The sequence below is a fragment of the Microbacterium sp. A8/3-1 genome (assembly GCF_040267695.1).
Taxonomy (GTDB): Bacteria; Actinomycetota; Actinomycetes; order Actinomycetales; family Microbacteriaceae; genus Microbacterium; species Microbacterium luteolum.
Map to the genome: position 1 here is coordinate 75,262 of NZ_CP158357.1, position 21,500 is coordinate 96,761.

The window sequence follows — 21,500 nt, forward strand, 5'->3', positions numbered from 1 at the left end:
AGAAGGAGCAGTCTCCATGAACATCTCGAACTCGCAGCTGAGCCGTCGTGCCTTCCTCGGCGGCGGCACCGCGTTGGCCGCCTTCGGAGCGCTCGCCCTCGCCGGCTGCGCGACGCCCGCCGCTCCCGGCACCGGAGCCGGCAGTACCGCGAATGCGGCCACCAAGGCCAAGACCATCAACTTCTACGGCAACTCGCTCGGCGAGGAGGCGCTGAAGCCGGCCTGGCAGGGGATCCTCGACGGCTTCGCCAAGGAAGCCGGCGCGACCGTCGCCCCCGTGATCTACCCGTACGACCAGGCGGCCACCCAGCTCGCTCTCACCGGCCGCTCCGGCAAGCTCCTGGGCGTCGGGCAGTCGGGCGGGTGGCAGGTGCTCACGCCCATGGACGTGCTCGCCGACCTGACGGACCTCGCGAAGGGGCTCGGCATCCCCCAGGGCGTGCTCGACTCGTACACCATGGACGGCAAGCTCCTCGTGCTGCCGCTGACCGCCGCCGGCATCGGCATCATCACGAACGGCGAGATCGCGAAGAGCGTCGGGATCAAGTCGGGCATGACGGTCGAGCAGTTCGCCACCGCGCTCGAGAAGATCAAGGCGCAGGACGCCTCGCTCATCCCGTACGCCGCGGTCACGAAGAACCCCGACCTGAAGGATGCCGTCCACTGGATGTGGGGCTTCGGCAGCGAGGTCGTCACCGACGACTTCACCTGCACGATCGGCGACGCCGAGAGCGTCAAGGCCATGACCTGGTACAAGTCGCTCCAGGACGAGGGCCTCACGCAGACCAACGTCGCCCGGAGCGACGCCCGCATCCTGTTCGCGAGCGGCCGGGCCGCGCTGTACGACGATGCTCCGCTCGCCTCGACCTTCGTCAAGACGAACGGCGCGCCGCAGAACATCATCGACAACATCGGCGCCATCGCGCGCCCGACCTCGGGAAAGAACAAGTCCTACAACCGCGCCTGGGGCTCCGGCCTGTTCGCGAGCGCGGGCGAGGGCGAGCTCACCAGCCGCGACTTCATCACCTACGCGGCGACCAACGTGAAGGCGGCGACGGCCCTGTACGAGCGCTCGGCGGTGGCTCCGGCGGCGAAGACGGTCGCGGACCAGATCCCTGCCCTCGCGGCCGACAAGTTCCAGACCGCGTTCCGCACGGAGATCTCCGAGCACGCGCGCGGTGCGGCCTGGGACCGGGTCGCCGTGACCGCGCAGATCGACGCCGCCATCGGCGGGGGAGTCGCGACCATCCTCGCCGGACAGGTCGACGTGCAGGCGGGCCTCAACGCCCTGAAGAAGGAAGTGCAGGGTCTTCTCGACGCCAACTCCTGAGCGCCGCCCCTCTGCTCACGATCGCCGCATCCGTTCTCGGGTGCGGCGATCGTGTGCGTCCGGGCGCTGTGAGAGGCGCGGAGCGTGCGGGAGCACCCGGTGATGCCCTGAAGACGCCGATGGCCCTGAGGCGTCGTGGAGGACGCCTCAGGGCCAAGTGGTCGGTGCTGGGGGGATCAGAGCCAGCGTTCGCGCAACGCCGGCTTGAGCCAGGCCGCCGGCGACGAGATCGAGAGGCCTCCGTCGACCGCGATCGAGGTGCCGGTCACGAACGAGGCGGCATCGGATGCGAGGAACGCCACCACGGCGGCGACCTCCTCCGGGCGTCCGATCCGGCCGAGCGGATAGCCTTCGCTCTCGCCCGTGTCGGTCGCGGAGATGCTCCCCGGCTGCACGGCGTTGACGCGGATGCCGTGCGGGCCGTAGTCGAGCGCCAGCTGCCGCACGAGCCCGTCGACACCGGCCTTGGCAGCGGCGTAGGCGGGCAGCGCGGGAGCGGCGAGCGAGCCGTTGACCGAGGTCACGGCGACGATCGAGGAGCCCGCCGCGAGGCGGGGGAGCGCGGCACGGGCCACGAAGAACGCCGAGTCCAGCGTCGCCCCGATGGCGCCGCGCCAGTCCTCGTCGCTCGTGGCATCCGCGCGACCGATCGGCATCCGCGCGGCGGCGAGGACGACGACGTCGATCCGGCCGAGGGCCGCCTCGGCGTCCGCGACGGCGGCGTCGGCGGCATCCGGTCGGCTGCAGTCGGCGACGAGGTACCGCTCGAAGACAGGGTCCGTCGAGTGCTCGAGCCCCACGCCGACGACGGCGTCGCCGCTCTCGGCGAAGGCGCGGGCGATCGCGAGTCCGATGTCCGAGTTGCCGCCGATCAGCAGCACGCCGCGGCGGCTCACACGCGCACCGTGGTCGGCACCGGCGGCAGGTCGAGCTCCTCGATCACGAGCTGGACGGCCGCGCGGCTGCCGGCGTCGAGGCGAGAGGCCGGGTAGCGGACGGTGGCGTGCTCGATGACGCCGCGCGCGACGAGCACCTCCTTGTGCACCGCCCACGCGATGCCGCCCTGCAGACCGATGAGCACGAGAGGGAGCATACGACGGAAGTCCGCCCGCGCCTCCTCGACGCGCCCCTCGACGAACTGTGCGAGCACGGGGGCGAGGAGGTCGGGGAACTCGCACGCCGGCATGGTGCCGACCGCGCCGCGAGCGTACTCCTCGAGGCAGAACTGCGCGTTCTGCCCGCCCAGCACCGCGAAGCGGCTGTCGCCGATAGCATCGACGACAGCGCCGACCTTGGGGGCCGTCGGGGGCGCCTCGACCTTCACGGAGTCGACGCCGTCGAGACGGGCCAGCTCCGCGATCAGCGCGGGTGTCATGGCGACTCCCGTGACGCCGGGGGCGTCCTGCACCATGACCGACAGCGAGGTGGCGGCGGCGACGTCGCCGTAGAAGTCGACGAGGGTTCCGGCGGGAGGCTTGACCATGAACGGCGGCAGCACCATGAGCGCGTCGGCGCCGCCTTCCTCGGCCAGCAGAGCCTGCTCGATCGAGGTGGCCGTGGACGTGCCGTTGACGCCGGCGATCACGGGGACGCGTCCGTCGACGAGTCGCACGACATCGTCGAGGATGGCTCGGCGCTCCTCTGTCGTGAGGGCGAAGCCCTCGCTGGCCATCCCGAAGACGGCGACGCCGTCCACGCCGGAGGCGAGCTGGAATTCGACCAGGCGGCGCAGACCCGCGCGGTCGAGGGCGCCCGTCTCGTCGAACGGCGTCGCCAGGATGGGCATCAGGCCCTGGAGTGTCGGAGCCATCGGCTACTTCCCCGCTTCTTCATCGTGTGCGCAAATCTCGCAAGTGTTATGCATATTGTGAGATAGTCTGCCACATAACGGTTACGACCTACCACTGAAAGATGGCACGGATGTCACGTTCCCCGCTCTCCCGCACCGTCGAGATCCTCTCCGACGCGCGATACGTCCAGGCCGAGTCGCCGCGTTGGGATGCCCGCGACGGCGGCCTCGCCTGGATCGACATGGCGACCGGCGCGTTCCACCGCGGCAGGATCGAGCAGGGGAGGGTCGTCCCGGGTGCCGCCGTACGCGTCGGGGACCAGATCGGTGCACCCGTACCGCTCGCCGCGCCGGGAGCCGGGTGGGCGGTCGCGGTCGACCGGGGGATCGTCCATGTGAGCGACGCCGGCGTCGTCTCGCCGCTCGTGACAGATGTCGCTGCCGCCGGCCACTACATGAACGACGGCGGTGCAGATCTCTTCGGCCGGTTCTGGGTCGGCAGTCAGTCGATGCCGCGGGCGCCGCACTGTGCGCTGTGGAGTCTCGAACCGGACGGCACGATGATCGAGCGGCTCGCGGGCGTGACCGTGTCGAACGGGCTCGCGTTCGACCGATCAGGGTCGACGCTCTATTACATCGACACGCTTCCGCATCGGAGCATCGAGGCGTTCGACGTCGCTCCCGATGGACGCCTCTCGCGTCGTCGCACGGTCTGCAAGGTCGACGGCGGCAATCCCGACGGCATGACGATCGACGACGAGGGCATGCTGTGGGTCGCCGTGTGGGATGCCGGCGAGGTCCGGCGCTACTCGCCCACCGGGCAGCTGCTCGAGGCGATCGCGCTTCCCGCGCGCCGACCGACGGCTGTCGCTCTCGTCGATCGCCTGCTGGTGATCACGACGGCGAGCATCGGGCTGTCGGAGCCCACCGACGCGGATGGGGCGCTTCTCGGCGTCGAGGTCGAGGTCGGCGGCTCTCCCGCTTCGCCGTGGAGTGGGGAGCCGGTGCGATGAGCGTGGTCGACAACCAGCAGCTGCGGGAGCGGATCGACGCGGAGCGCATCGTCGCGATCCTCCGGGGAACCGACGTCGATGCCACGGTCGACGCGGCGCTGACGCTCATCGATGCCGGCATCCTCACCCTGGAGATCGCGCTCACCCTGGAGGGTGCGGAAGAGGCGATCGCCCAGGTCGTGCAGGCCGCACCGCCCGAGGCCCTCATCGGCGCGGGCACGGTCCTCACCGAGGCGGATGCGGATCGCGCGCTGTCAGCCGGCGCGCAGTTCCTGGTCACGCCGACGCTCACGGCGTCGGTGGAGTACGCGGTCCGGCAGGGCGTCGGCGTGCTGCCCGGCGTCTACACGCCGACCGAGATCCAGCGCGGCATGGATCTGGGGGCCGCGGCGGTGAAGCTCTTCCCGGCGTCGGCACTCGGGCCGGGATTCATCCGCGCCGTCCGCGATCCGTTCCCTGGCGCAAGGATCATCCCCGTCGGCGGGGTCGGCGTCGACACGATCGGCGGGTACTTCGCTGCGGGCGCGTTCGCCGTCGGTGTCGGGGGACCGCTCGTCGGCGACGCGGCGACACCGGGGGAGACCGGATCGCGCTCGCCGCGAGAGCGCGGGCGTTCGTCGACGCCGTCCGCAGATGAGAGAAGGGCCGGTCACCCCCAGGTGCCCGGCCCTTCTCTCATCTGATGCGGATCAGTGCGTGTCTTCCGCCTCGATCTCGGTGCGGTCGCCCGACCACTGCGTGTGGAAGGTGCCCGGCTTGTCGATGCGCTTGTACGTGTGCGCGCCGAAGAAGTCGCGCTGACCCTGCACGAGGGCGGCCGGAAGCCGGTCGGCGCGGATGCCGTCGTAGTACGACAGCGATGACGAGAACGCCGGCGCCGGGATGCCGGCCTGCGCGGCCGCGACCACCACGCGACGCCACGGCGCCTGCGCACGCGTGATCGCCTCGGTGAAGTACGGGGCGGTCAGCAGCACGGGCAGGCCGGGCTCTGCGGCGTAGGCATCGGCGATGCGGTTCAGGAACTGCGCGCGGATGATGCAGCCGCCGCGCCAGATCTTGCTGATCGCTCCGAGGTCGATGTTCCAGCCGTATTCGGCGGCGCCGGCGCGGATCTCGTCGAAGCCCTGCGAGTACGCGACGATCTTCGACGCGTACAGCGCCAGGCGGACGTCCTCGATGAACGCGGCCTCGTCGGAGACGACGAACTCCTCGTCGGGGCCGGGGAGGGCGGTGGCGACCTCGCGCTGCTCCGGGTGCGACGAGAGCGACCGGGCGAACGTGGCCTCGGCGATGCCCGAGACGGGCACCCCGAGCGACAGGGCGGTCTGCACGGTCCACGCGCCGGTGCCCTTGGCGCCGGCCTGGTCGAGGATCACGTCGACGAGGGGCTTGCCGGTCTCGGCGTCGATCTGGCGGAGCACCTCGGCGGTGATCTCGATCAGGTACGACTCGAGCTCGCCCCTGTTCCACTCGGCGAAGATGTCGGCGATCTCGGCGGGGGACTTGCCCGTACCGCGGCGGATGAGGTCGTAGGCCTCTGCGATGAGCTGCATGTCGGCGTACTCGATGCCGTTGTGCACCATCTTCACGAAGTGGCCTGCACCGTCGTGGCCGACGTGCGTGACGCACGGCTCGCCCTCGGCGATCGCGGCGATGGACTTCAGGATCGGGCCGAGCGTGACCCACGACTCGTCCGAGCCGCCGGGCATGATCGAGGGACCCGTGAGGGCGCCCTCCTCGCCGCCGGAGATCCCGGCGCCGACGAAGTTGATGCCGGTCTCGCGGACCGCCTTCTCGCGCCGGATCGTGTCGGGGAAGTACGCGTTGCCGCCGTCGACGATGATGTCACCGGGCTCGAAGACCTCGACCAGCGAGTCGATCACGGCATCCGTCGGGCCGCCGGCCTTGACCATGATGATCGCGGTCCGCGGCTTCTGCAGCGAATCGGCGAACTCCTGATAGGTCTGCGCGGGGACGAACCCGGCTTCCGGGTGCTCGGAGACGAGCGTCTCGGTCTTCTCGTAGCTGCGGTTGAAGATCGCCACCGTGTTGCCCTCGCGGCTGGCGAGGTTGCGGGCGAGATTCGAACCCATGACGGCGAGTCCGACGACTCCGATGTTCGCTGATGCTTCGGGCACAGAAGGCTCCTCGATCGTGAAGAAGGGGTCCTTTTAGCGTATCGCTGTGTCACGGGTCGTTGCGCCCTGTGACATCCGCCTGCGAGCGGCCCCTACGCTGGTCGGATCGAGACGTTCCGAGGAGGATCAGCGTGGGAGAGACCGAGACCAGACTGCGAGCGGTCGTGGCCGTGCCGCTCCCCGAGGAGCTGTGCGTGCTCATCGAGGAACTCGAGCCGCGACTGGAGGTCATCCGCGATCATGCACTGACGCACCCCGCGCGGTGGGCCGCCGACTGGTCCGGCGACCCGGAGCACACGCGCACCCCGGCGGAGCAGGCGGCCTTCGACGCGATGGTCGACTCGGCGGACGTCCTCTTCGGCGCCCCCGATGTCGACGCCGACGCGCTCGCGCGGACGGTCGCGGCGAACCCCCGGCTGCGCTGGGTCATGACGACGGCGGCAGGCGGCGGAAGCACCGTGAAGGCGGCGGGGCTCCCGCGCGCCGACCTCGACCGGATCGTCTTCAGCACCAGTGCCGGCGTGCACGGCGGGACACTCGCGGAGTTCTCCGTCTTCGCGGTCCTGGCCGGCGCCAAGGGACTGCCCCGGCTGCTCGCCGACCAGCGGAGCCGGACCTGGCCCGACAGGTGGCAGATGCGACAGCTCGACGAGATGACGGTGCTGATCGTGGGACTCGGCGGCATCGGTGCCGAGTGCGCCCGGCGGTTCCATGCGCTCGGAGCGCGGGTGTGGGGGACGACGCGCTCGGGCGAGCCGGTGGACGGCGTGGACCGCCTCGTCCCGCTCGACCAGCTCACAGACGCGGTCGGTGAGGTCGACGCCATCGTGGTGACGCTCCCCGGAACGGCGCAGACCCATCACCTCATCGGGGAAGAGGTCCTCGCCGCCGTGAAGCCCGGCATGATCCTCACCAACGTGGGCCGCGGCACGGTCGTCGACGAGGTCGCCCTGCTCGGGGCGCTCGACGACGGCAGGGTCGCGTTCGCCGGGCTCGACGTGTTCGAGAACGAGCCTCTGGATGTCGCATCCCCGCTGTGGGATCACCCGAGCGTGCTGATCAGTCCGCACACGGCGGCGATCAACTCCAACGAGGAGGAGCGCATCGCCCGTCGGTTCGCCGAGAACGCCACGCGCCTTCTGGACGGTTTGCCGCTGCGCGCCGTGGTCGACACGGTCGAGTTCTACTGAGAGGGCGCCGGGGCGCCGGACGGCTCAGTCCTTGCGGTAGCCGGAGCGGCCGAGGGAGAACAGGGCGGCGAAGCTGCCGACGACGGCGCACACGCTCATCGCACCGATCAGCCACAGGAGTACGTGCGAGAGGAAGGCGCCGTCGAGCATGGGGTTCTCCGTGATCTGCAGATAAGGACCGGTGTCACCAGCCTATCGGGTGATCCGGTACCATTGATCTCGTACCTCGGCGAGGGATGCTTCTGCGCGTGCGCGGACATCCGTTATCGACGCGGCGAAGCAAGCCCGGTGGCTTTCCTCACGCGTCCGCGTTCGAGCTCACAATTCCAAGACCACCGCGCGGCGCCTTCGCTGCGTGTCCCGAAGGAGAACCGCATGTCTGAAGACACCAAGGTCCACGCCGAGCTCCGCGAGAGCTTCGGCAAGGGCTTCGCCCGTCGCCTCCGCGCCGCCGGCAAGATCCCCGCCGTCATCTACGGCCACGGCACCGAGCCGGTGCACGTCGCACTGCCGGGCCACCAGGTCGGACTCATCATCCGTCGCGCGAACGCGCTGCTGGAGCTCGACATCGAGGGCACCCCGCAGCTCGCCCTGGTGAAGGACGTCCAGAAGGACCCCGTGCACCAGATCATCGAGCACATCGACCTGCTCGTGGTGAAGAAGGGCGAGAAGGTCACGATCGACGTTCCCGTCATCGTCACCGGCGAGTCCGCTCCCGGCACGATCGTCAACCAGGACGCGAACACCCTGTCGATCGAGGCCGAGGCCACGCACATCCCGCAGAACCTCGAGGTCTCCGTCGAGGGTCTCGAGGACGGCGCGCACATCACCGCCGCCGACGTCACGCTGCCCAAGGGCTCGACCCTGCTCGCCGACCCCGAGGTTCTCGTCGTCGCGATCTCGGTGCCCGCTGAGCAGGACCTGGGTGAGGACGCCGCCGCCGAGAGCACCGAGGGTGCTGCCGAGGGCGAAGCAGCAGCCGAGGAGGCCGCTGCGGAGTGATCTCCGACAGTTTCAGGGCAGAGGGGACGCGATCGGATCGCGTCCCCTCTGTCGTATCCTGACCGGGTCCATCGCAGGACGCGGCGCGAAAGGACGAGGGCATGTCATCCACGTGGTTGGTGGTGGGGTTGGGCAATCCGGGCCCGCGCTACGAGGCGACCCGGCACAACGTCGGTCAGATGGTCGTCGACGAGATCGCGGCACGTCGCGGCGAGAGCTTCCGGGAGCACAAGGGCGGCGCGCGCGTCGTCGAGACCTGGCTGAAGCCGGGCGCCGACAAGCTGGTCCTCGCGAAGCCGAACACGTTCATGAACGTGTCCGGCACGCCTGTCGCGGCGCTGGCGCGCTTCTACTCGGTGCCGGTCGAGCAGGTCGTCGTCGTGCATGACGAGCTGGACATCCCCTTCGACACGGTGAGGCTCAAGACCGGTGGTGGCCACGGCGGGCACAACGGCGTGCGCGATGTCGCGCGGGCCCTCGGGACCGCCGACTTCCCGCGCGTGCGGGTGGGCATCGGCCGCCCCGTGGGGCGTCAGGATCCGGCCGACTGGGTGCTCGCCCCGTTCGGCAAGGAGGAACGGCCGAACCTGCCGATCCTCATCTCGGATGCCGCGGACGCGGTCGAGCTGCTCGTCGCCGAGGGGCTCCTGGCCGCCCAGCAGAAGCATCACGCCCCGCGCTGACCGTGCCGCGCGGCAGGTGATGCGAGCGTCAGCTCGCGAAGTCGACGAACCCGGCCGCGCTGCCCGTGGAGAACGCGATGAGCAGCACGACGAAGAAGATCATCGGTGCGAGCACGGCGACGACGAGTGCACCGATCCCCGCGCCGCGCCCCTGCTTCTTCCGGATGGCGATGATCCCGATCACGATCGCGGCGATGCCCAGGATCGTGCCGGTCCAGAACGACAGCTCCGCCCACAGCACCTGATCCCGCGCCGGTGAGAGCACGCTCAGGACATCGTCGTTCGTCGTGGTGATGCCCTCGGGCAGGCGTCGTCCGATCTCGAATCCGGCGACGCCGACGACGATCGGCGTGACCACAGCCGCCACGACCGAGAAGATCAGCGCGAGGATACCGAGGAAGCCGGATGCGCGCGGGGCCGTCTCGGGGACCGCGTAGGCGCCCGCCGGCGCGGCGTAGCCACCCACCGGGACCTGATAGGCACCGGGAGGGGCGGCCTGGGGTGCGAGTTGCACGGCATAGGCAGGTGCCGTCGGGTAGGCCGGCGCTGCCTGGTACGCGGGCGGCGACGGAGGAGCGAGAGGTGCCTGATACGCGGGAGGCGCCTGCGGCGCGGGAGCCGCCTGGGGCGTCGCCGCCGGGGGCGCAGCCGGGAATGCCGGGGGAGGAGGCGGGACCGCGCCGAACGGCACAGGCGGAACGGGAGGTACGGCGCCGGACGGAGGTGGCAGCTGCGGATCGGTCACGACCCCCATCCTAGAGGCCGTCCTCAGACGCGGCGGAGCAGACCCACCCGGTCGTAGACGTCGGACAGGGTCGCGTCGGCGACGGCATCCGCTCGTCCGGCATTGTCCGCGAGGATGCGGTCGAGTTCTGCAGGGTCGTCGAGAAGCTCGAGGGCACGGGCGCGCACCGGTTCGAACTCGTTCACCACGACCTCGGCGAGCCCCTTCTTGAAGTCGCCGTAGCCGCGGCCCGCGTACTCGCCCTCGATCGCGGCGACCTGACGGCCCGAGAGGGCCGCGTAGATCGTCAGCAGGTTCGAGACGCCCGGCTTGTTCTCGCGGTCGAACCGCACGGAGCCTTCGTTGTCGGTCACGGCGCGCATGATCTTCTTCGCGGACTTCGCGGGGTCGTCCAGCATCCACAGCACGCCGGCGTCGCTCTCCGCAGACTTCGACATCTTCGACGTCGGGTTCTGCAGGTCGTAGATGCGCGCGGTCTCCTTCTGGATCACCGGCATCGGCACGGTGAACGTGGTCCCGAAGCGCGAGTTGAAGCGCTCGGCGAGATCGCGCGTGAGCTCGACGTGCTGCTTCTGGTCGTCGCCGACCGGAACCACATCCGTCTGGTACAGGAGGATGTCGGCGGCCATGAGGACCGGGTACGTGAACAGGCCGACGCTCGTCGCATCCTGACCGTAACGGGCCGACTTGTCCTTGAACTGCGTCATCCGACCGGCTTCGCCGAAGCCGGTGATGGTGCTGAGGATCCACGCCAGCTCGGCGTGCGCGCGCACGTGCGACTGCACGTACAGCGTCGACACCGACGGCTCGATGCCTGCGGCGATGTACTGCGCCGCCGTGCGCCGCGTCTTCTCCCGCAGCTCGGCAGGGTCCTGGGCGACGGTGAGCGCATGCAGGTCGACGACGGAGAAGTACGCGTCGTACGAAGCCTGCAGATCCCGCCACTGGAGGAGCGCGCCGATGTAGTTGCCGATCTGGAGGGAGTCGGCGGAGGGCTGCATTCCGGAGTAAAGGCGAGGTTTCGTCACGACATCAATCCTATGGGGATGCCGGTGGCCGATCTGCGCGCCGGAGCGTTCTACGCTGTGGGCATGATGTTCGCAGCTCCTCGGACCTCCCGCTCCCCGCGTCGGGGGGACCGCGCTCTCTATGTCGAGATCCTCATCGACGCGCCGCTCGAGACGATCTGGGAGCTCACTCAGACGCCCGAGCAGCACGTGCGGTGGGATGCGCGCTTCTCCGCGATCATCCCGACGCATCGGCGGCCGAACGGCGCGCAGGAGTTCCGCTACGAGCGGGGCCTCGGCCTCCACACCATCCGCGGCACCGGCGTCTCTCTCGGCGACCGTCGAGGGCAGGCCGGCGAGCGGACGTCGGCGCTCGCCTTCGACACGAACGATCCGCTGTCTCCGCTCGGCGCGGGTCGCGGTTACTGGCGGTACGTGCCGACTCCCGAGGGCGTCCGCTTCCTCACCGGCTACGACTACGCGCCGGGCTGGGGACTGCTCGGCCGCGTGCTCGATCCGCTCGTCACGCGCCGGTTCGTCTGGTGGCTCACCGCGTGGAGCTTCGACCGCCTCCGCCTGTGGGCGGAGGACGGGGTCCCGCCGGAGGAGACCGGCTGGTGGCGCTCGCTCCGGCCGGGGCGGCGGCCGCGCGCCCACGCCCGCCGATGCCGGAAGCGCCCCGCCCGCACGGGCGGCCGCACCATCATGCAGAACGCTCCGGCGTCGTTGACGGAGATCGCCGCATGAGCGGGCAGAGCGTCTTCGAACGCGCTCTCGGCGACGACTTCGCGCGTCTGCATCCGATGATGAGGAGGCGCTTCGGCGTCGGGGTCGACGCCGGATACGGCTGCATCGGACGCGGGGTGATGACCGAGGTGCGGCGCGGGCCCTGGTGGACCCTTCCCTTCCTCATGATCGGGACGATGCGGAACATCATGTTCCCCGAGCGGGGCCGTGACATCCCCTTCCAGATCGACAATCATGCCTACATCGACAGCCTCGGCAGGGAGACCGTCACCTTCGTGCGGACGATGACGATCCGGCCGGGCCGGCGGCGCCGGTTCGACGCGACGATGATCTACAGCGAGGAGCGGAGGAGGATCGTCGACTACCTCGGCACCCATCAGCACCTGGCCGTCGACCTCGACCTCGAAGTCACCGCGGACGGAGGCCTTCGGCTGTCGTCGGGTCCGCAGCGCTTCTACGAGGGGCCGATCGCCTTCCGGTTCCCGATGTTGCTCAGCGGACGGGCGCACCTGACCGAGCGCTTCGACGACGAGCGCGACTGCTTCGTCATCGATCTCGAGGTGCGCAACGACATCCTCGGCTTCCTCTTCGGCTATCGAGGGACGTTCGTCTGCGAATTCCCGGAGAACGCGGACGTGCCGGAGACGGTGAAGCCGACCCGTGAGGAGGTGCGCGAGTGATCGCCCGCGGTGAGGTATTCCTGGCGGCGCTGGGACCCGACGCCGAGCGCCTGCATCCCGAGATCCTGGCGCAGATGCGGACGCCCACGGTGCTCGACAGCGCGGAGGGCGTGTTCACGGTCGCCGGCAGCCGTTTCGGTCGGCTCGGCGCGCTCGCGCAGCCGATCGTCGGGCCGCGGATGCTGGTGACCCGCTTCGGTCATGACGTGCCGTTCTCGCTCCGCTCGCGCGCCGGCCGCACGGCGGCAGGGCGGGCGACCCTCGACACGACGAGGGAGTTCCGCTTCCCCGGCGCGACGCAGTTCATCTCGGACAGGCTCACCGTGAGCGTGGTCCCCGGTCTCGTGCGCAACCTGCTGGGGGCGCGAGGACGGGTCGAGCTCATCGAGGAATGCAGCGTGACGGCCGACGGCGCCCTGCGGATGCGGACGCGTCGGATCGCTCTGCGACTCTGGGGCCGACGCTTCGCCCTGCGCGGCATCCTCGGCATCACCGTCGACCTCGAGGACGGTTGGGACGAGGCTCACGGCCGGCGCACGATCGAGATGCGGGCCCGAAACCCTCTGGTCGGGACGATCCTCGAGTACCGCGGCTGGTATCGCCACGTCGAGGACGAGCCTGCGATACTTCGTCCATGACCTCGACCCCGAGCCCCGCCGGACGCGGCGCACGGATCGTCGGCATCGTCCTGACGGTCCTCGTCGGCGCTCCGTTCCTGCTGTTCACCTGGATGGCGCTCAGCAGCCGGTTCGGACTCGGCAGCGCGGATCCGCACGGATACGCGCTCATCTTCGGCACGTTCCTGGCGCTGGTCGCGGGGATAGCGCTCGCGCTCGTCGTCCCGCTGATGTTCCGATCCGGACGACGAGGCTCCGCCTACCTCGGCAGCCTGATCGTCTACCTGCTCGTCGCGGCGGCGCTGATCGTCTCGTTGATCACGGCGTGAACCGCGACGGATCCTGGCGTCGACTGAGCCGGGCTCAGTACGTGTAGTCGACGACGACCGGCGCGTGATCGCTCCAGCGCTGGTCGTAGGCGGCGGCGCGGGCCACGTGGTACGTCTGCACGCGTTCCGCCAGGGACGGCGTCGCGAGGTGGTAGTCGATGCGCCACCCGGAGTCGTTGTCGAAAGCCTGACCTCGCATCGACCACCAGGTGTACGGGCCGTCCACCTCGCCGTGGAACCGTCGGCCGACGTCGACCCAGCCGAGCCCGGTGCCCACCGAGCCGTCGACACCCGTGACCTGCGTGCCGGCCTCGCCGAGGAAGCGGTCGAAGTACGCCCGCTCGCGGGGGAGGAAGCCCGCCTTCTTGCGATTGCCGCGCCAGTTCTTGATGTCGAGCTCGCGGTGCCCGACGTTGAGGTCTCCCGTCACCAGCGCCAGCGCGTCATCCGCACCCAGCTCGGTGAGACGGGTGCCGAACGCGTCGAGGAACTTCCACTTCTCCTCCTGCTTCGGCGTATCGGCCTCGCCCGAGTGCACGTAGGCGCTCACGACCGTGATCGGACGCTCGCCGATGAGGAAGTCGGCTTCGATCCAGCGCCCCTTCGAGTCGAAGTCGTCAGGGCCGAGCGCGGTGCGGCTGGCCAGAGCCGGGGTGCGGCTGGCGATGGCGACACCGGCGCGGCCCTTGGCCGTGGCCTCGTCGTGCACGAAGGACCATCCCGGCAGTGCCGCCTCGAGATGCTCGTCCTGTCCGCGGACCTCCTGCAGGGTGAGGATGTCGATGTCGGCGGCGTCGAGCCAGGAGCTCATGCCGTTGCGAGCGGCCGCTCGGATTCCGTTGACATTGACCGAGGCGATACGCAGATGAGGCATGGAGACAAGCCTAACGAGCGCCGCCGACATCCCGAGACGGCCGGTGCAGGTCGGTCAGCAGGCGCTGCGCGAGGGGCGTCGGTTCCGGCGGGGGAGGGGCAGCGGCCTCGAGAGCCGCGAGATCCGCCTCGGCATCCCGCACGGCCCGTCCCGCCTGCCACGCGCGATACCAGGGCGCCGCGTCGCGCACGGCCTCGGCCTCGCGAAGCCGGATGCGCGCGGCCGACACCAGGGTCCGATGCTCGGCGAGACGTCGCTCCGCCTCGGTCTGGGACAGCAGCGGGAGGTCCCGGTCCAGCGCGGTGACCGCGATCCATGAGGACGCCACCAGCATCACCACGCCGTTCACGCGGAACCACAGCAGGAGGCCGATGAAGATCGCGAACGTGGCGAGCAGCGGATTCGACGGCGTGTAGCTCAGCAGGAACCCCGCACCGTACTGGAGGATCGTCATCGCGCCGCCGCCGAGGAGAGCACCCGGCCAGATGACGCGCCAGTCCAGGGACGTCCCGGTGAGGAACCGCACCATGGCGGCCAGGGCCGAGGAGAGCAACGCGAACGAGACGAGCACGGTGCCGATCCGGATGCTGATGTTGATGCCGTCGGAACCGGAATCCCAGTCGAGCAGGCTGAGCGCCCAGCTCAGGGCCGCAGCGCTGGCGGAGCTGAGGACGGAGCCGGCGATGAGGGCGACTCCGAACAGGAGCGCCGCCAGCAGGTCGCGCGCCTTGAGGAGCACGTAGCTGCGCAGATCCGGCGGCAGGCCGAAGATGTCCCTGGTCGCGCGCCGCGAGAACGTCACCCACCCGATGGCGGTCCAGATCACGGTGCCGAGGGCGATCAGACCCGTGACGCTCAGCACACCCGTCGTGCTCGCGGCGATCTCCTTCACCTGCTCGGGGGTGAACACGCCGCCCTGCTCCTCGATCAGGTGGGGGATGTAGCTGTTGATGATCTCGATCATGCCGTCGACGGCCGCGGTGCTTCCCCCGAGCCAGAGACCCGCGATGGCGAAGGCGAGATAGATCGCCGCGAAGATCGCGAACAGCGCCTGATAGCTCACGCCGGCGGCGAGGAGGAAACCGTTGTGCTGCAGGAAATGACGCCACACCCGCACCGGGAAGAGGCCGAGGGTGCGGCGGGTCAGCGCCGTCGCGCGCTCGACGGCCGCATCGAAGCGACCGGGCTCGGCCGCGGCGCGATCGGGATCAGACACGTGCTCACCCTATCCAAGCAGTGAGAACGGGCGGGCTCCCGAAGGAGTCCGCCCGTTCTCGTGCGTCGATGCGTCGGATCAGGGACGGCCGCGGAGGACGGCCTGCTTGACCTCGGCGATGGCCTTGGTGACCTCGATGCCGCGGGGGCATGCCTCGGAGCAGTTGAAGGTCGTGCGGCAGCGCCAGACGCCCTCCTTGTCGTTGAGGATGTCGAGACGCACGGCCGCGTTGTCGTCGCGCGAGTCGAAGATGAAGCGGTGCGCGTTCACGATGGCCGCCGGGCCGAAGTACTGTCCGTCGGTCCAGAAGACCGGGCACGACGAGGTGCACGCGGCGCACAGGATGCACTTGGTCGTGTCGTCGAAGATCTCGCGGTCGGCGATGGTCTGGACGCGCTCCTTGCCCTTCTCCGGCACGGAGTTCGCGACGAGGAACGGCTGCACCTCGCGGTAGGAGGCGAAGAACGGCTCCATGTCCACGACGAGGTCCTTCTCGAGCGGCAGGCCCTTGATGGCCTCGACGTAGATCGGCTTCGAGATGTCGAGGTCCTTGATCAGCGTCTTGCAGGCGAGGCGGTTGCGGCCGTTGATGCGCATGGCGTCCGACCCGCAGATGCCGTGGGCGCAGGAGCGGCGGAACGTGAGGGAGCCGTCGACCTCCCACTTGATCTTGTGCAGCGCGTCGAGCACGCGGTCGGTGGAGTAGAGCTCCACGTCGTAGTCGACCCAGTGCGGCTCGGCGTCGACCTCGGGGTCGAAACGCCGGATGTTGAACGTGACGATGAAGGACTGGATGCCGGTCTCTTCGGTCGTGCTCGCGGGGGATTCTGCGATGGCGGTGGACATGCTCAGTACTTCCTCTCCATCGGCGGGTAGTTGAACTCGCCCTGCTCGTTCTTCGTGAACACGACGGGCTTCCAGTCCAGCTTGATGTGGTCGCTCGGCGTCGAGGAGTGCGGGTCACCGGTCAGGTAGGCCATGGTGTGCTTCATGTACTTCTCGTCGTCGCGCTTCGGGAAGTCGTCGCGCATGTGACCGCCGCGGCTCTCCTGGCGGTTCTGTGCGGCGTAGACGACGACCTCGGCGATGTCGAGGAGGAAGCCCAGCTCGACGGCTTCGAGCAGATCGGTGTTGAACCGCTGGCCCTTGTCGTCGACGTGCACGTTCATGTAGCGATCGCGCAGTTCCTTGATGACGCCCAGCACGTGCTCGAGTGACTCGTGCGTGCGGAAGACCTGCGCGCCCTTGTCCATCTCGTCCTGCAGGGCCTTGCGGAGCACGGCGATGCGCTCGGTTCCCTGGTTGTTGCGAAGGCCCTCGAGCATGCCGGAGACGAAGGCGGCCGGGTTCTCGGGGAGCGGCACGAATTCGGCCGTCTTCACGTACTCGACCGCCTTGCGGCCGGCGCGCTTGCCGAACACGTTGATGTCGAGCAGGGAGTTGGTGCCCAGGCGGTTGGCGCCGTGCACCGACACGCAGGCGCACTCGCCGGCGGCGTACAGGCCCGGCACGACGGTGTCGTTGTCGGCCAGCACCTCGGCGTCGTTGTTCGTCGGGATGCCGCCCATCGCGTAGTGCGCGGTCGGCATCACGGGCACGGGCTCGACGACCGGGTCGACACCCAGGTACGTGCGGGCGAACTCCGTGATGTCGGGGAGCTTGGTCTCGAGCACCTCGGCGCCGAGGTGCGTGCAGTCGAGGAGGACGTAGTCCTTGTGCGGGCCGGCGCCGCGACCTTCCGCGACCTCCTGGACCATGCAGCGGGCGACGATGTCACGCGGAGCGAGGTCCTTGATCGTGGGGGCGTAGCGCTCCATGAAGCGCTCGCCCGAGGCGTTGCGGAGGATCGCGCCCTCGCCTCGCGCGCCCTCGGTGAGGAGGATGCCGAGTCCGGCGAGTCCGGTCGGATGGAACTGGAAGAACTCGAGGTCCTCGAGCGGGAGGCCCTTGCGCCAGACGATGCCGACGCCGTCACCGGTCAGGGTGTGCGCGTTCGAGGTCGTCTTGAAGATCTTGCCGAAGCCTCCGGTGGCGAAGATCACGGCCTTCGCCTGGAAGACGTGGAGCTCGCCGGTGGCCAGGTCGTAGGCGACGACGCCGGAGACCTGCGTCTTGCCGTCGGCATCCTTCACCGTCAGCAGGTCGAGCACGTAGTACTCGTTGAAGAAGTTGATGCCGAGCTTGACGCAGTTCTGGAAGAGCGTCTGCAGGATCATGTGACCGGTGCGGTCGGCGGCGTAGCACGCGCGGCGGACCGGGGTCTTGCCGTGCTCGGCGGTGTGACCGCCGAAGCGGCGCTGGTCGATCTTGCCCTCGGGGGTGCGGTTGAACGGCAGACCCATGTTCTCGAGGTCGATGACCGCGTCGATGGCCTCCTTGGCGAGGATCTCCGCCGCGTCCTGGTCGACGAGGTAGTCGCCGCCCTTGACGGTGTCGAAGGTGTGCCACTCCCAGGAATCCTCTTCGACGTTCGCGAGCGCCGCCGCCATGCCGCCCTGCGCCGCACCGGTGTGCGAGCGGGTCGGGTAGAGCTTGGAGATCACGGCGGTCTTCGCGCCGGGTCCGGCCTCGATCGCCGCGCGCATGCCGGCGCCGCCGGCGCCCACGATGACGATGTCGAACTGGTGGTAGTGGATGCCGTCGCGGACGACGGAATCCTGGGTCTCGGTAGTCACTTGTTCTTCAGCCTTCTTCTTCAGTTCCCGACCAGCGCGGCGCATTCGGTCCAGAGGGTGCTGTCCTCTGTGACGCCCAGGCACGGGTCGAACGTGAACACGACGAGCGTGCCGAGGATGATGAGGAGGCCGGCGGCCAGGCCGATCGCCCAGACGAGAGCCTTGCGAGCCTTCTCGGTGGTCACGTAGTCGTTCACGATGGTGCGCATGCCGTTGCCGCCGTGGATCAGTGCGAGCCACAGCATCAGCACGTCCCACCACTGCCAGAACGGCGTGGCGAACTTGCCGGCGATGAAGGCGAAGTCCAGGGCGTGGATGCCCTCGCCGACCATGAGGTTGATGAAGAGGTGGCCGAAGATCAGCACCACGAGCACGACGCCCGAGAGGCGCATGAAGAGCCAGCCCCACTTCTCGAGGTTGAATCCGCGCTGACGGCGGGCGGGAGCGACGACGGTCTGCGCGGACATCAGTGCCCCCCTCCGAACCCGGCGAAGGCGAGCATCAGGTGGCGCGGCACGAAGCCGGCCATGATGACGACCCAGACCGCGAGCACGCCCCAGAACAGCTGGCGCTGGTACTTGGCGCCCTTCGACCAGAAGTCGATGGCGATGATGCGGAGGCCGTTCATCGCGTGGAACACGATGCCGGCGACCAGCACGACCTCGCCGAGCGCCATGATCGGGTTCTTGTATGTGCCGATGACGGCGTTGTACGCCTCCGGCGACACCCTGATCAGCGCCGTGTCGAGCACGTGCACCAACAGGAAGAAGAAGATGGCGACTCCGGTGATGCGATGAAGCACCCACGACCACATGCCTTCGCGACCCCGGTAGAGGGTGCCGCGGGGGGTCTTGGAAGTGGTTTCCGAAATCGACGGTGTCAAGCGAGCGCTTGTGGACACGGTCGTCCTCCCTGGATCGATGTGACTCGGTCGCGTGCTGCGCAAGTGTCAGGCACGCCCGATCGCTGTCCATCCTATTCCCGTCTGCGGAGGGGGAGCGACGAAGGGGAGCCTAAGTTATCTCGACGTCGAGATGTTCAGAGCGCGGACACCCGGGGATACCCTGGCAGGGTGACCCAACCCATCCAGGACTTCTACGCGGTGATCCCCGCCGGCGGCATCGGCAGCAGGCTGTGGCCGCTCTCGCGCGCCGACGCCCCCAAGTTCCTCCACGACCTCACGGGTTCCGGGCACTCGCTGCTGCGCGACACGTGGGATCGGCTGGTGCCCCTCACGGGCCCTGACCGGATCGCGGTCGTCACCGGTCGCGCGCACCGTGCCGCTGTCGAGGCGGAGCTCCCCGGCATCGCCGATCTCAACGTGTTCCTCGAGTCCGAGCCGCGCGAGTCGGCCGCCGCGATCGGACTGGCCGCCGCGATCCTGCACCGCCGCGACCCCGACGTGATCATCGGATCGTTCAGTGCCGACCACGTGATCCGCGGCACGCGCGTGTTCGAGTTCGCCGTCCGCGACGCCGTCGAGGTCGCCCGCGAGGGGTACATCTGCACGATCGGGATCGCGCCCACGGAGCCGGCGATCGGATTCGGCTACATCAAGAAGGGCCCGGAGCTCGTCGTCGAGCGTGCCCGCGAGGCCGCCCTCGTGGAGAGCTTCGTCGAGAAGCCGGACCTGGAGACGGCGAAGGCCTATCTCGCCGATCGCGGCTATCTCTGGAACGCCGGCATGTTCATCGCCAAGGCGAGCGTGCTGCTGGAGGAGCTCGCCGCCAACGAGCCCGAGCTGCACGCCGGACTGCTCGAGCTCGCCGAGGCATGGGACGACCGCGATCGCCGCGGACCTGCGGTCGACCGGATCTGGCCGCGCCTGAAGAAGATCGCGATCGACTACGCGGTCGCGGAGCCGGCAGCCCGGCGCGGCCGACTGGCCGTCGTGCCAGGACACTTCGACTGGGACGACGTCGGCGACTTCGCCTCGCTCACCAAGCTCATCACGAACGGGCGAAAGAACGACCTGGCCGTTCTCGGCCCCAACGCACGCGTGCTCTCGGATGCCGCGAGCGGCATCCTCGTCAGTCAGACCTCCCGCGTCATCAGCCTGGTGGGCGTGCAGGACATCGTCGTGGTGGACACCCCTGACGCCCTGCTGGTCACGACCGTGCAGCACGCGCAGCGCGTCAAGGGCGTCGTGGAGTCCCTCAAGCTGAACGGGCAGGGCGACGTGCTCTGATGAGCGCCGTCGGATGCTCATCGGCTGGGTTGGTTTCAGCTTTGTAACCTTTCGCCAGCACGTGCGGGGCGAGCGCGTACAAAAGTTGAAACAGTAGGTAACTTTGATCGATCCGCGATGGCCGCGGTTTCGTTGAGGGAGGCATCAGTTGACCATCTCCACCACCAAGAAGCTGCTCGGCGCGACAATCGCCGCGGGCGTCATCTTCGCACTTGCCGGCTGCGGCCAGGCCCCGACCGATGACGCCGGCGGTTCGGAGGGCGCTGCGGACTCCGACTTCCTCCCCTGCCTCGTCTCCGACGCGGGCGGCTGGAACGACAAGTCGTTCAACCAGTCGGCGAAGGAAGGCATGGACGCCGCCGCGGAGGAGCTCGACGTCAAGCCGCTCGAGTTCGAGTCGGCGAACGACAACGACTACGCGCCGAACCTCGAGACCGCGGTCTCCGAGGGCTGCTCGCTCATCGTCGCCGTCGGCTTCAAGCTGGCCGCCGCGACGGTCGAGTCGGCGCTCGCGAACCCCGAGATCGACTACGCGATCATCGATGACTACGCCGACACCGACTTCGACGGCACCACCGATGCTCCGAACATCAAGCCGCTCGTCTTCGACACGGCTCAGGCCGCCTACCTCGGCGGATACGCCGCGGCCGGCTGGTCCGCGCAGAGCGGCGTGAACAAGGTCGGCACCTTCGGCGGAATGCAGATCCCGTCCGTCGCCGTGTTCATGGACGGTTTCTCGCTCGGCGTCGACAAGTACAACGAGGACAAGTCGGCCGCCGTCCAGGTGTTCGGCTGGGACGTCGCCACGCAGGAGGGCTCCTTCACGGGCGGCTTCGACGCGAACGACACCGCCAAGCAGACCGCTCAGGGCGTGCTCGACCAGGGTGTCGACGTCATCCTTCCCGTCGGTGGCCCGGTCTACCAGAGCGCTGCGGCGGCGATCGCCGACAGCGGCAAGGACACGCTGATGATCGGTGTCGACAGCGACCTCGCGGTTGCCGACCCGAGCGTCGCGGGCGTCACGATGTTCTCGATCATGAAGGCGATCAACGTCGCCGTGAAGGACGCGACCACCGCTGCCGCCGCCGGCGACTTCGACCCGGCTCCGTACGTCGGAACGCTCGAGAACGAAGGCGTCAAGCTCTCCGGCTTCGGCGACTTCGAGGCCGAGCTCCCGGACGGGCTCCTCGACGAGATCGCGGCGCTCCAGGAGCAGATCATCTCCGGTGACATCAAGGTGGAGTCGAAGAACTCCCCGTAAGTCGCAGCCGGTCCAA

The 21,500-nt window shown here is 69.1% G+C and carries 24 protein-coding genes; 12 read left to right on the forward strand and 12 right to left on the reverse strand.

Annotated features, from left to right (window positions below):
* Positions 1–16: 16 nt before the first annotated feature.
* Entirely contained in the window at positions 17–1,330 is a 1,314-nt protein-coding gene (locus tag ABS642_RS00300; RefSeq protein ID WP_350351811.1) for a hypothetical protein, read from the forward strand.
* Between the two features lie 176 nt (positions 1,331–1,506).
* Here the strand turns inward: ABS642_RS00300 and ABS642_RS00305 are convergent, their stop codons facing one another.
* Both ABS642_RS00305 and ABS642_RS00310 read right to left on the reverse strand, forming a co-directional pair.
* A complete protein-coding gene (locus tag ABS642_RS00305) occupies positions 1,507–2,226 on the reverse strand; it encodes an SDR family oxidoreductase (RefSeq protein ID WP_350351812.1) in 720 nt (239 codons plus the stop codon).
* Positions 2,223–3,140 (reverse strand): dihydrodipicolinate synthase family protein, encoded by a 918-nt coding sequence (locus ABS642_RS00310; protein WP_350351813.1) that lies wholly within the window; start codon positions 3,138–3,140, stop codon positions 2,223–2,225. The genes ABS642_RS00305 and ABS642_RS00310 overlap by 4 nt, the downstream gene beginning before the upstream one ends.
* A gap of 110 nt (positions 3,141–3,250) precedes the next feature.
* On the opposite strand from ABS642_RS00310, the gene ABS642_RS00315 reads away from it, so the two are divergent.
* Together ABS642_RS00315 and ABS642_RS00320 are read left to right on the forward strand one after the other, a co-directional pair.
* Entirely contained in the window at positions 3,251–4,132 is an 882-nt protein-coding gene (locus ABS642_RS00315) for an SMP-30/gluconolactonase/LRE family protein (RefSeq protein WP_350351814.1), read from the forward strand.
* Entirely contained in the window at positions 4,129–4,815 is a 687-nt protein-coding gene (locus ABS642_RS00320) for a bifunctional 4-hydroxy-2-oxoglutarate aldolase/2-dehydro-3-deoxy-phosphogluconate aldolase (protein WP_350351815.1), read from the forward strand. The genes ABS642_RS00315 and ABS642_RS00320 overlap by 4 nt, the downstream gene beginning before the upstream one ends.
* A gap of 6 nt (positions 4,816–4,821) precedes the next feature.
* Here ABS642_RS00320 and gndA read toward each other — a convergent pair whose 3' ends face one another.
* On the reverse strand, positions 4,822–6,225 hold the full coding sequence (gene gndA, locus ABS642_RS00325) for an NADP-dependent phosphogluconate dehydrogenase (RefSeq protein WP_350353480.1): 1,404 nt from the start codon (positions 6,223–6,225) through the stop codon (positions 4,822–4,824).
* A gap of 176 nt (positions 6,226–6,401) precedes the next feature.
* Between gndA and ABS642_RS00330 the strand changes: the two genes are divergently transcribed.
* Positions 6,402–7,460, forward strand: coding sequence for a D-2-hydroxyacid dehydrogenase (locus ABS642_RS00330; protein WP_350351816.1), 1,059 nt, complete (start codon positions 6,402–6,404; stop codon positions 7,458–7,460).
* A gap of 24 nt (positions 7,461–7,484) precedes the next feature.
* On the opposite strand, the gene ABS642_RS00335 is transcribed toward ABS642_RS00330, so the two are convergent.
* Complete coding sequence (locus ABS642_RS00335; RefSeq protein ID WP_279303217.1) at positions 7,485–7,610, reverse strand: hypothetical protein; 126 nt, start codon at positions 7,608–7,610, stop codon at positions 7,485–7,487.
* Between the two features lie 225 nt (positions 7,611–7,835).
* Here ABS642_RS00335 and ABS642_RS00340 point away from each other — a divergent pair, with 225 nt between their 5' ends.
* Together ABS642_RS00340 and pth are read left to right on the forward strand one after the other, a co-directional pair.
* Positions 7,836–8,462, forward strand: coding sequence for a 50S ribosomal protein L25/general stress protein Ctc (locus tag ABS642_RS00340; protein WP_282216600.1), 627 nt, complete (start codon positions 7,836–7,838; stop codon positions 8,460–8,462).
* Between the two features lie 101 nt (positions 8,463–8,563).
* Positions 8,564–9,145: an aminoacyl-tRNA hydrolase gene (gene pth, locus ABS642_RS00345; RefSeq protein WP_350351817.1), complete on the forward strand. Its 582-nt coding sequence runs from the start codon at positions 8,564–8,566 to the stop codon at positions 9,143–9,145.
* Between the two features lie 28 nt (positions 9,146–9,173).
* Here the strand turns inward: pth and ABS642_RS00350 are convergent, their stop codons facing one another.
* Positions 9,174–9,890, reverse strand: coding sequence for a hypothetical protein (locus ABS642_RS00350; protein WP_350351818.1), 717 nt, complete (start codon positions 9,888–9,890; stop codon positions 9,174–9,176).
* 23 nt (positions 9,891–9,913) lie between these two features.
* The gene (trpS, locus tag ABS642_RS00355; protein ID WP_350353481.1) at positions 9,914–10,891 is read right to left on the reverse strand and encodes a tryptophan--tRNA ligase; all 978 of its coding nucleotides are present in this window, start codon (positions 10,889–10,891) and stop codon (positions 9,914–9,916) included.
* A gap of 90 nt (positions 10,892–10,981) precedes the next feature.
* Here trpS and ABS642_RS00360 point away from each other — a divergent pair, with 90 nt between their 5' ends.
* Genes ABS642_RS00360 through ABS642_RS00375 form a run of 4 tightly spaced genes read left to right on the forward strand, consistent with a single transcriptional unit; the run spans position 10,982 to position 13,270 of the window.
* A complete protein-coding gene (locus tag ABS642_RS00360; protein WP_350351819.1) occupies positions 10,982–11,644 on the forward strand; it encodes an SRPBCC family protein in 663 nt (220 codons plus the stop codon).
* The gene (locus tag ABS642_RS00365; RefSeq protein ID WP_350351820.1) at positions 11,641–12,324 is read left to right on the forward strand and encodes a DUF4166 domain-containing protein; all 684 of its coding nucleotides are present in this window, start codon (positions 11,641–11,643) and stop codon (positions 12,322–12,324) included. The genes ABS642_RS00360 and ABS642_RS00365 overlap by 4 nt, the downstream gene beginning before the upstream one ends.
* Positions 12,321–12,962, forward strand: a complete 642-nt coding sequence (locus ABS642_RS00370) for a DUF4166 domain-containing protein (RefSeq protein WP_350351821.1) — start codon at positions 12,321–12,323, stop codon at positions 12,960–12,962. Before ABS642_RS00365 ends, ABS642_RS00370 begins: the two co-directional genes overlap by 4 nt.
* Positions 12,959–13,270, forward strand: a complete 312-nt coding sequence (locus tag ABS642_RS00375; protein ID WP_350351822.1) for a hypothetical protein — start codon at positions 12,959–12,961, stop codon at positions 13,268–13,270. Before ABS642_RS00370 ends, ABS642_RS00375 begins: the two co-directional genes overlap by 4 nt.
* A gap of 34 nt (positions 13,271–13,304) precedes the next feature.
* On the opposite strand, the gene ABS642_RS00380 is transcribed toward ABS642_RS00375, so the two are convergent.
* From ABS642_RS00380 to sdhC, 6 genes are all read right to left on the reverse strand, one after another.
* Positions 13,305–14,144 carry an exodeoxyribonuclease III gene (locus ABS642_RS00380; protein ID WP_350351823.1) on the reverse strand — a complete coding sequence of 280 codons (840 nt, stop codon included), beginning with the start codon at positions 14,142–14,144 and terminating at the stop codon, positions 13,305–13,307.
* 10 nt (positions 14,145–14,154) lie between these two features.
* A complete protein-coding gene (locus ABS642_RS00385; protein WP_282216609.1) occupies positions 14,155–15,360 on the reverse strand; it encodes a YihY/virulence factor BrkB family protein in 1,206 nt (401 codons plus the stop codon).
* A 78-nt stretch (positions 15,361–15,438) separates the two neighbouring features.
* Positions 15,439–16,206 (reverse strand): succinate dehydrogenase iron-sulfur subunit, encoded by a 768-nt coding sequence (locus ABS642_RS00390; protein WP_350351824.1) that lies wholly within the window; start codon positions 16,204–16,206, stop codon positions 15,439–15,441.
* Between the two features lie 2 nt (positions 16,207–16,208).
* Positions 16,209–18,035 (reverse strand): succinate dehydrogenase flavoprotein subunit, encoded by a 1,827-nt coding sequence (gene sdhA, locus ABS642_RS00395; RefSeq protein WP_282216610.1) that lies wholly within the window; start codon positions 18,033–18,035, stop codon positions 16,209–16,211.
* Positions 18,036–18,055: 20 nt separating this feature from the next.
* Positions 18,056–18,502: a succinate dehydrogenase hydrophobic membrane anchor subunit gene (locus ABS642_RS00400; RefSeq protein ID WP_350351825.1), complete on the reverse strand. Its 447-nt coding sequence runs from the start codon at positions 18,500–18,502 to the stop codon at positions 18,056–18,058.
* Positions 18,502–18,849, reverse strand: a complete 348-nt coding sequence (gene sdhC / locus ABS642_RS00405) for a succinate dehydrogenase, cytochrome b556 subunit (protein WP_350351826.1) — start codon at positions 18,847–18,849, stop codon at positions 18,502–18,504. Before sdhC ends, ABS642_RS00400 begins: the two co-directional genes overlap by 1 nt.
* 258 nt (positions 18,850–19,107) lie before the next feature.
* Between sdhC and ABS642_RS00410 the strand changes: the two genes are divergently transcribed.
* The gene (locus ABS642_RS00410; RefSeq protein ID WP_350351827.1) at positions 19,108–20,223 is read left to right on the forward strand and encodes a mannose-1-phosphate guanylyltransferase; all 1,116 of its coding nucleotides are present in this window, start codon (positions 19,108–19,110) and stop codon (positions 20,221–20,223) included.
* Positions 20,224–20,371: 148 nt separating this feature from the next.
* A complete protein-coding gene (locus ABS642_RS00415; RefSeq protein ID WP_282216615.1) occupies positions 20,372–21,484 on the forward strand; it encodes a BMP family ABC transporter substrate-binding protein in 1,113 nt (370 codons plus the stop codon).
* Positions 21,485–21,500: the final 16 nt, after the last annotated feature.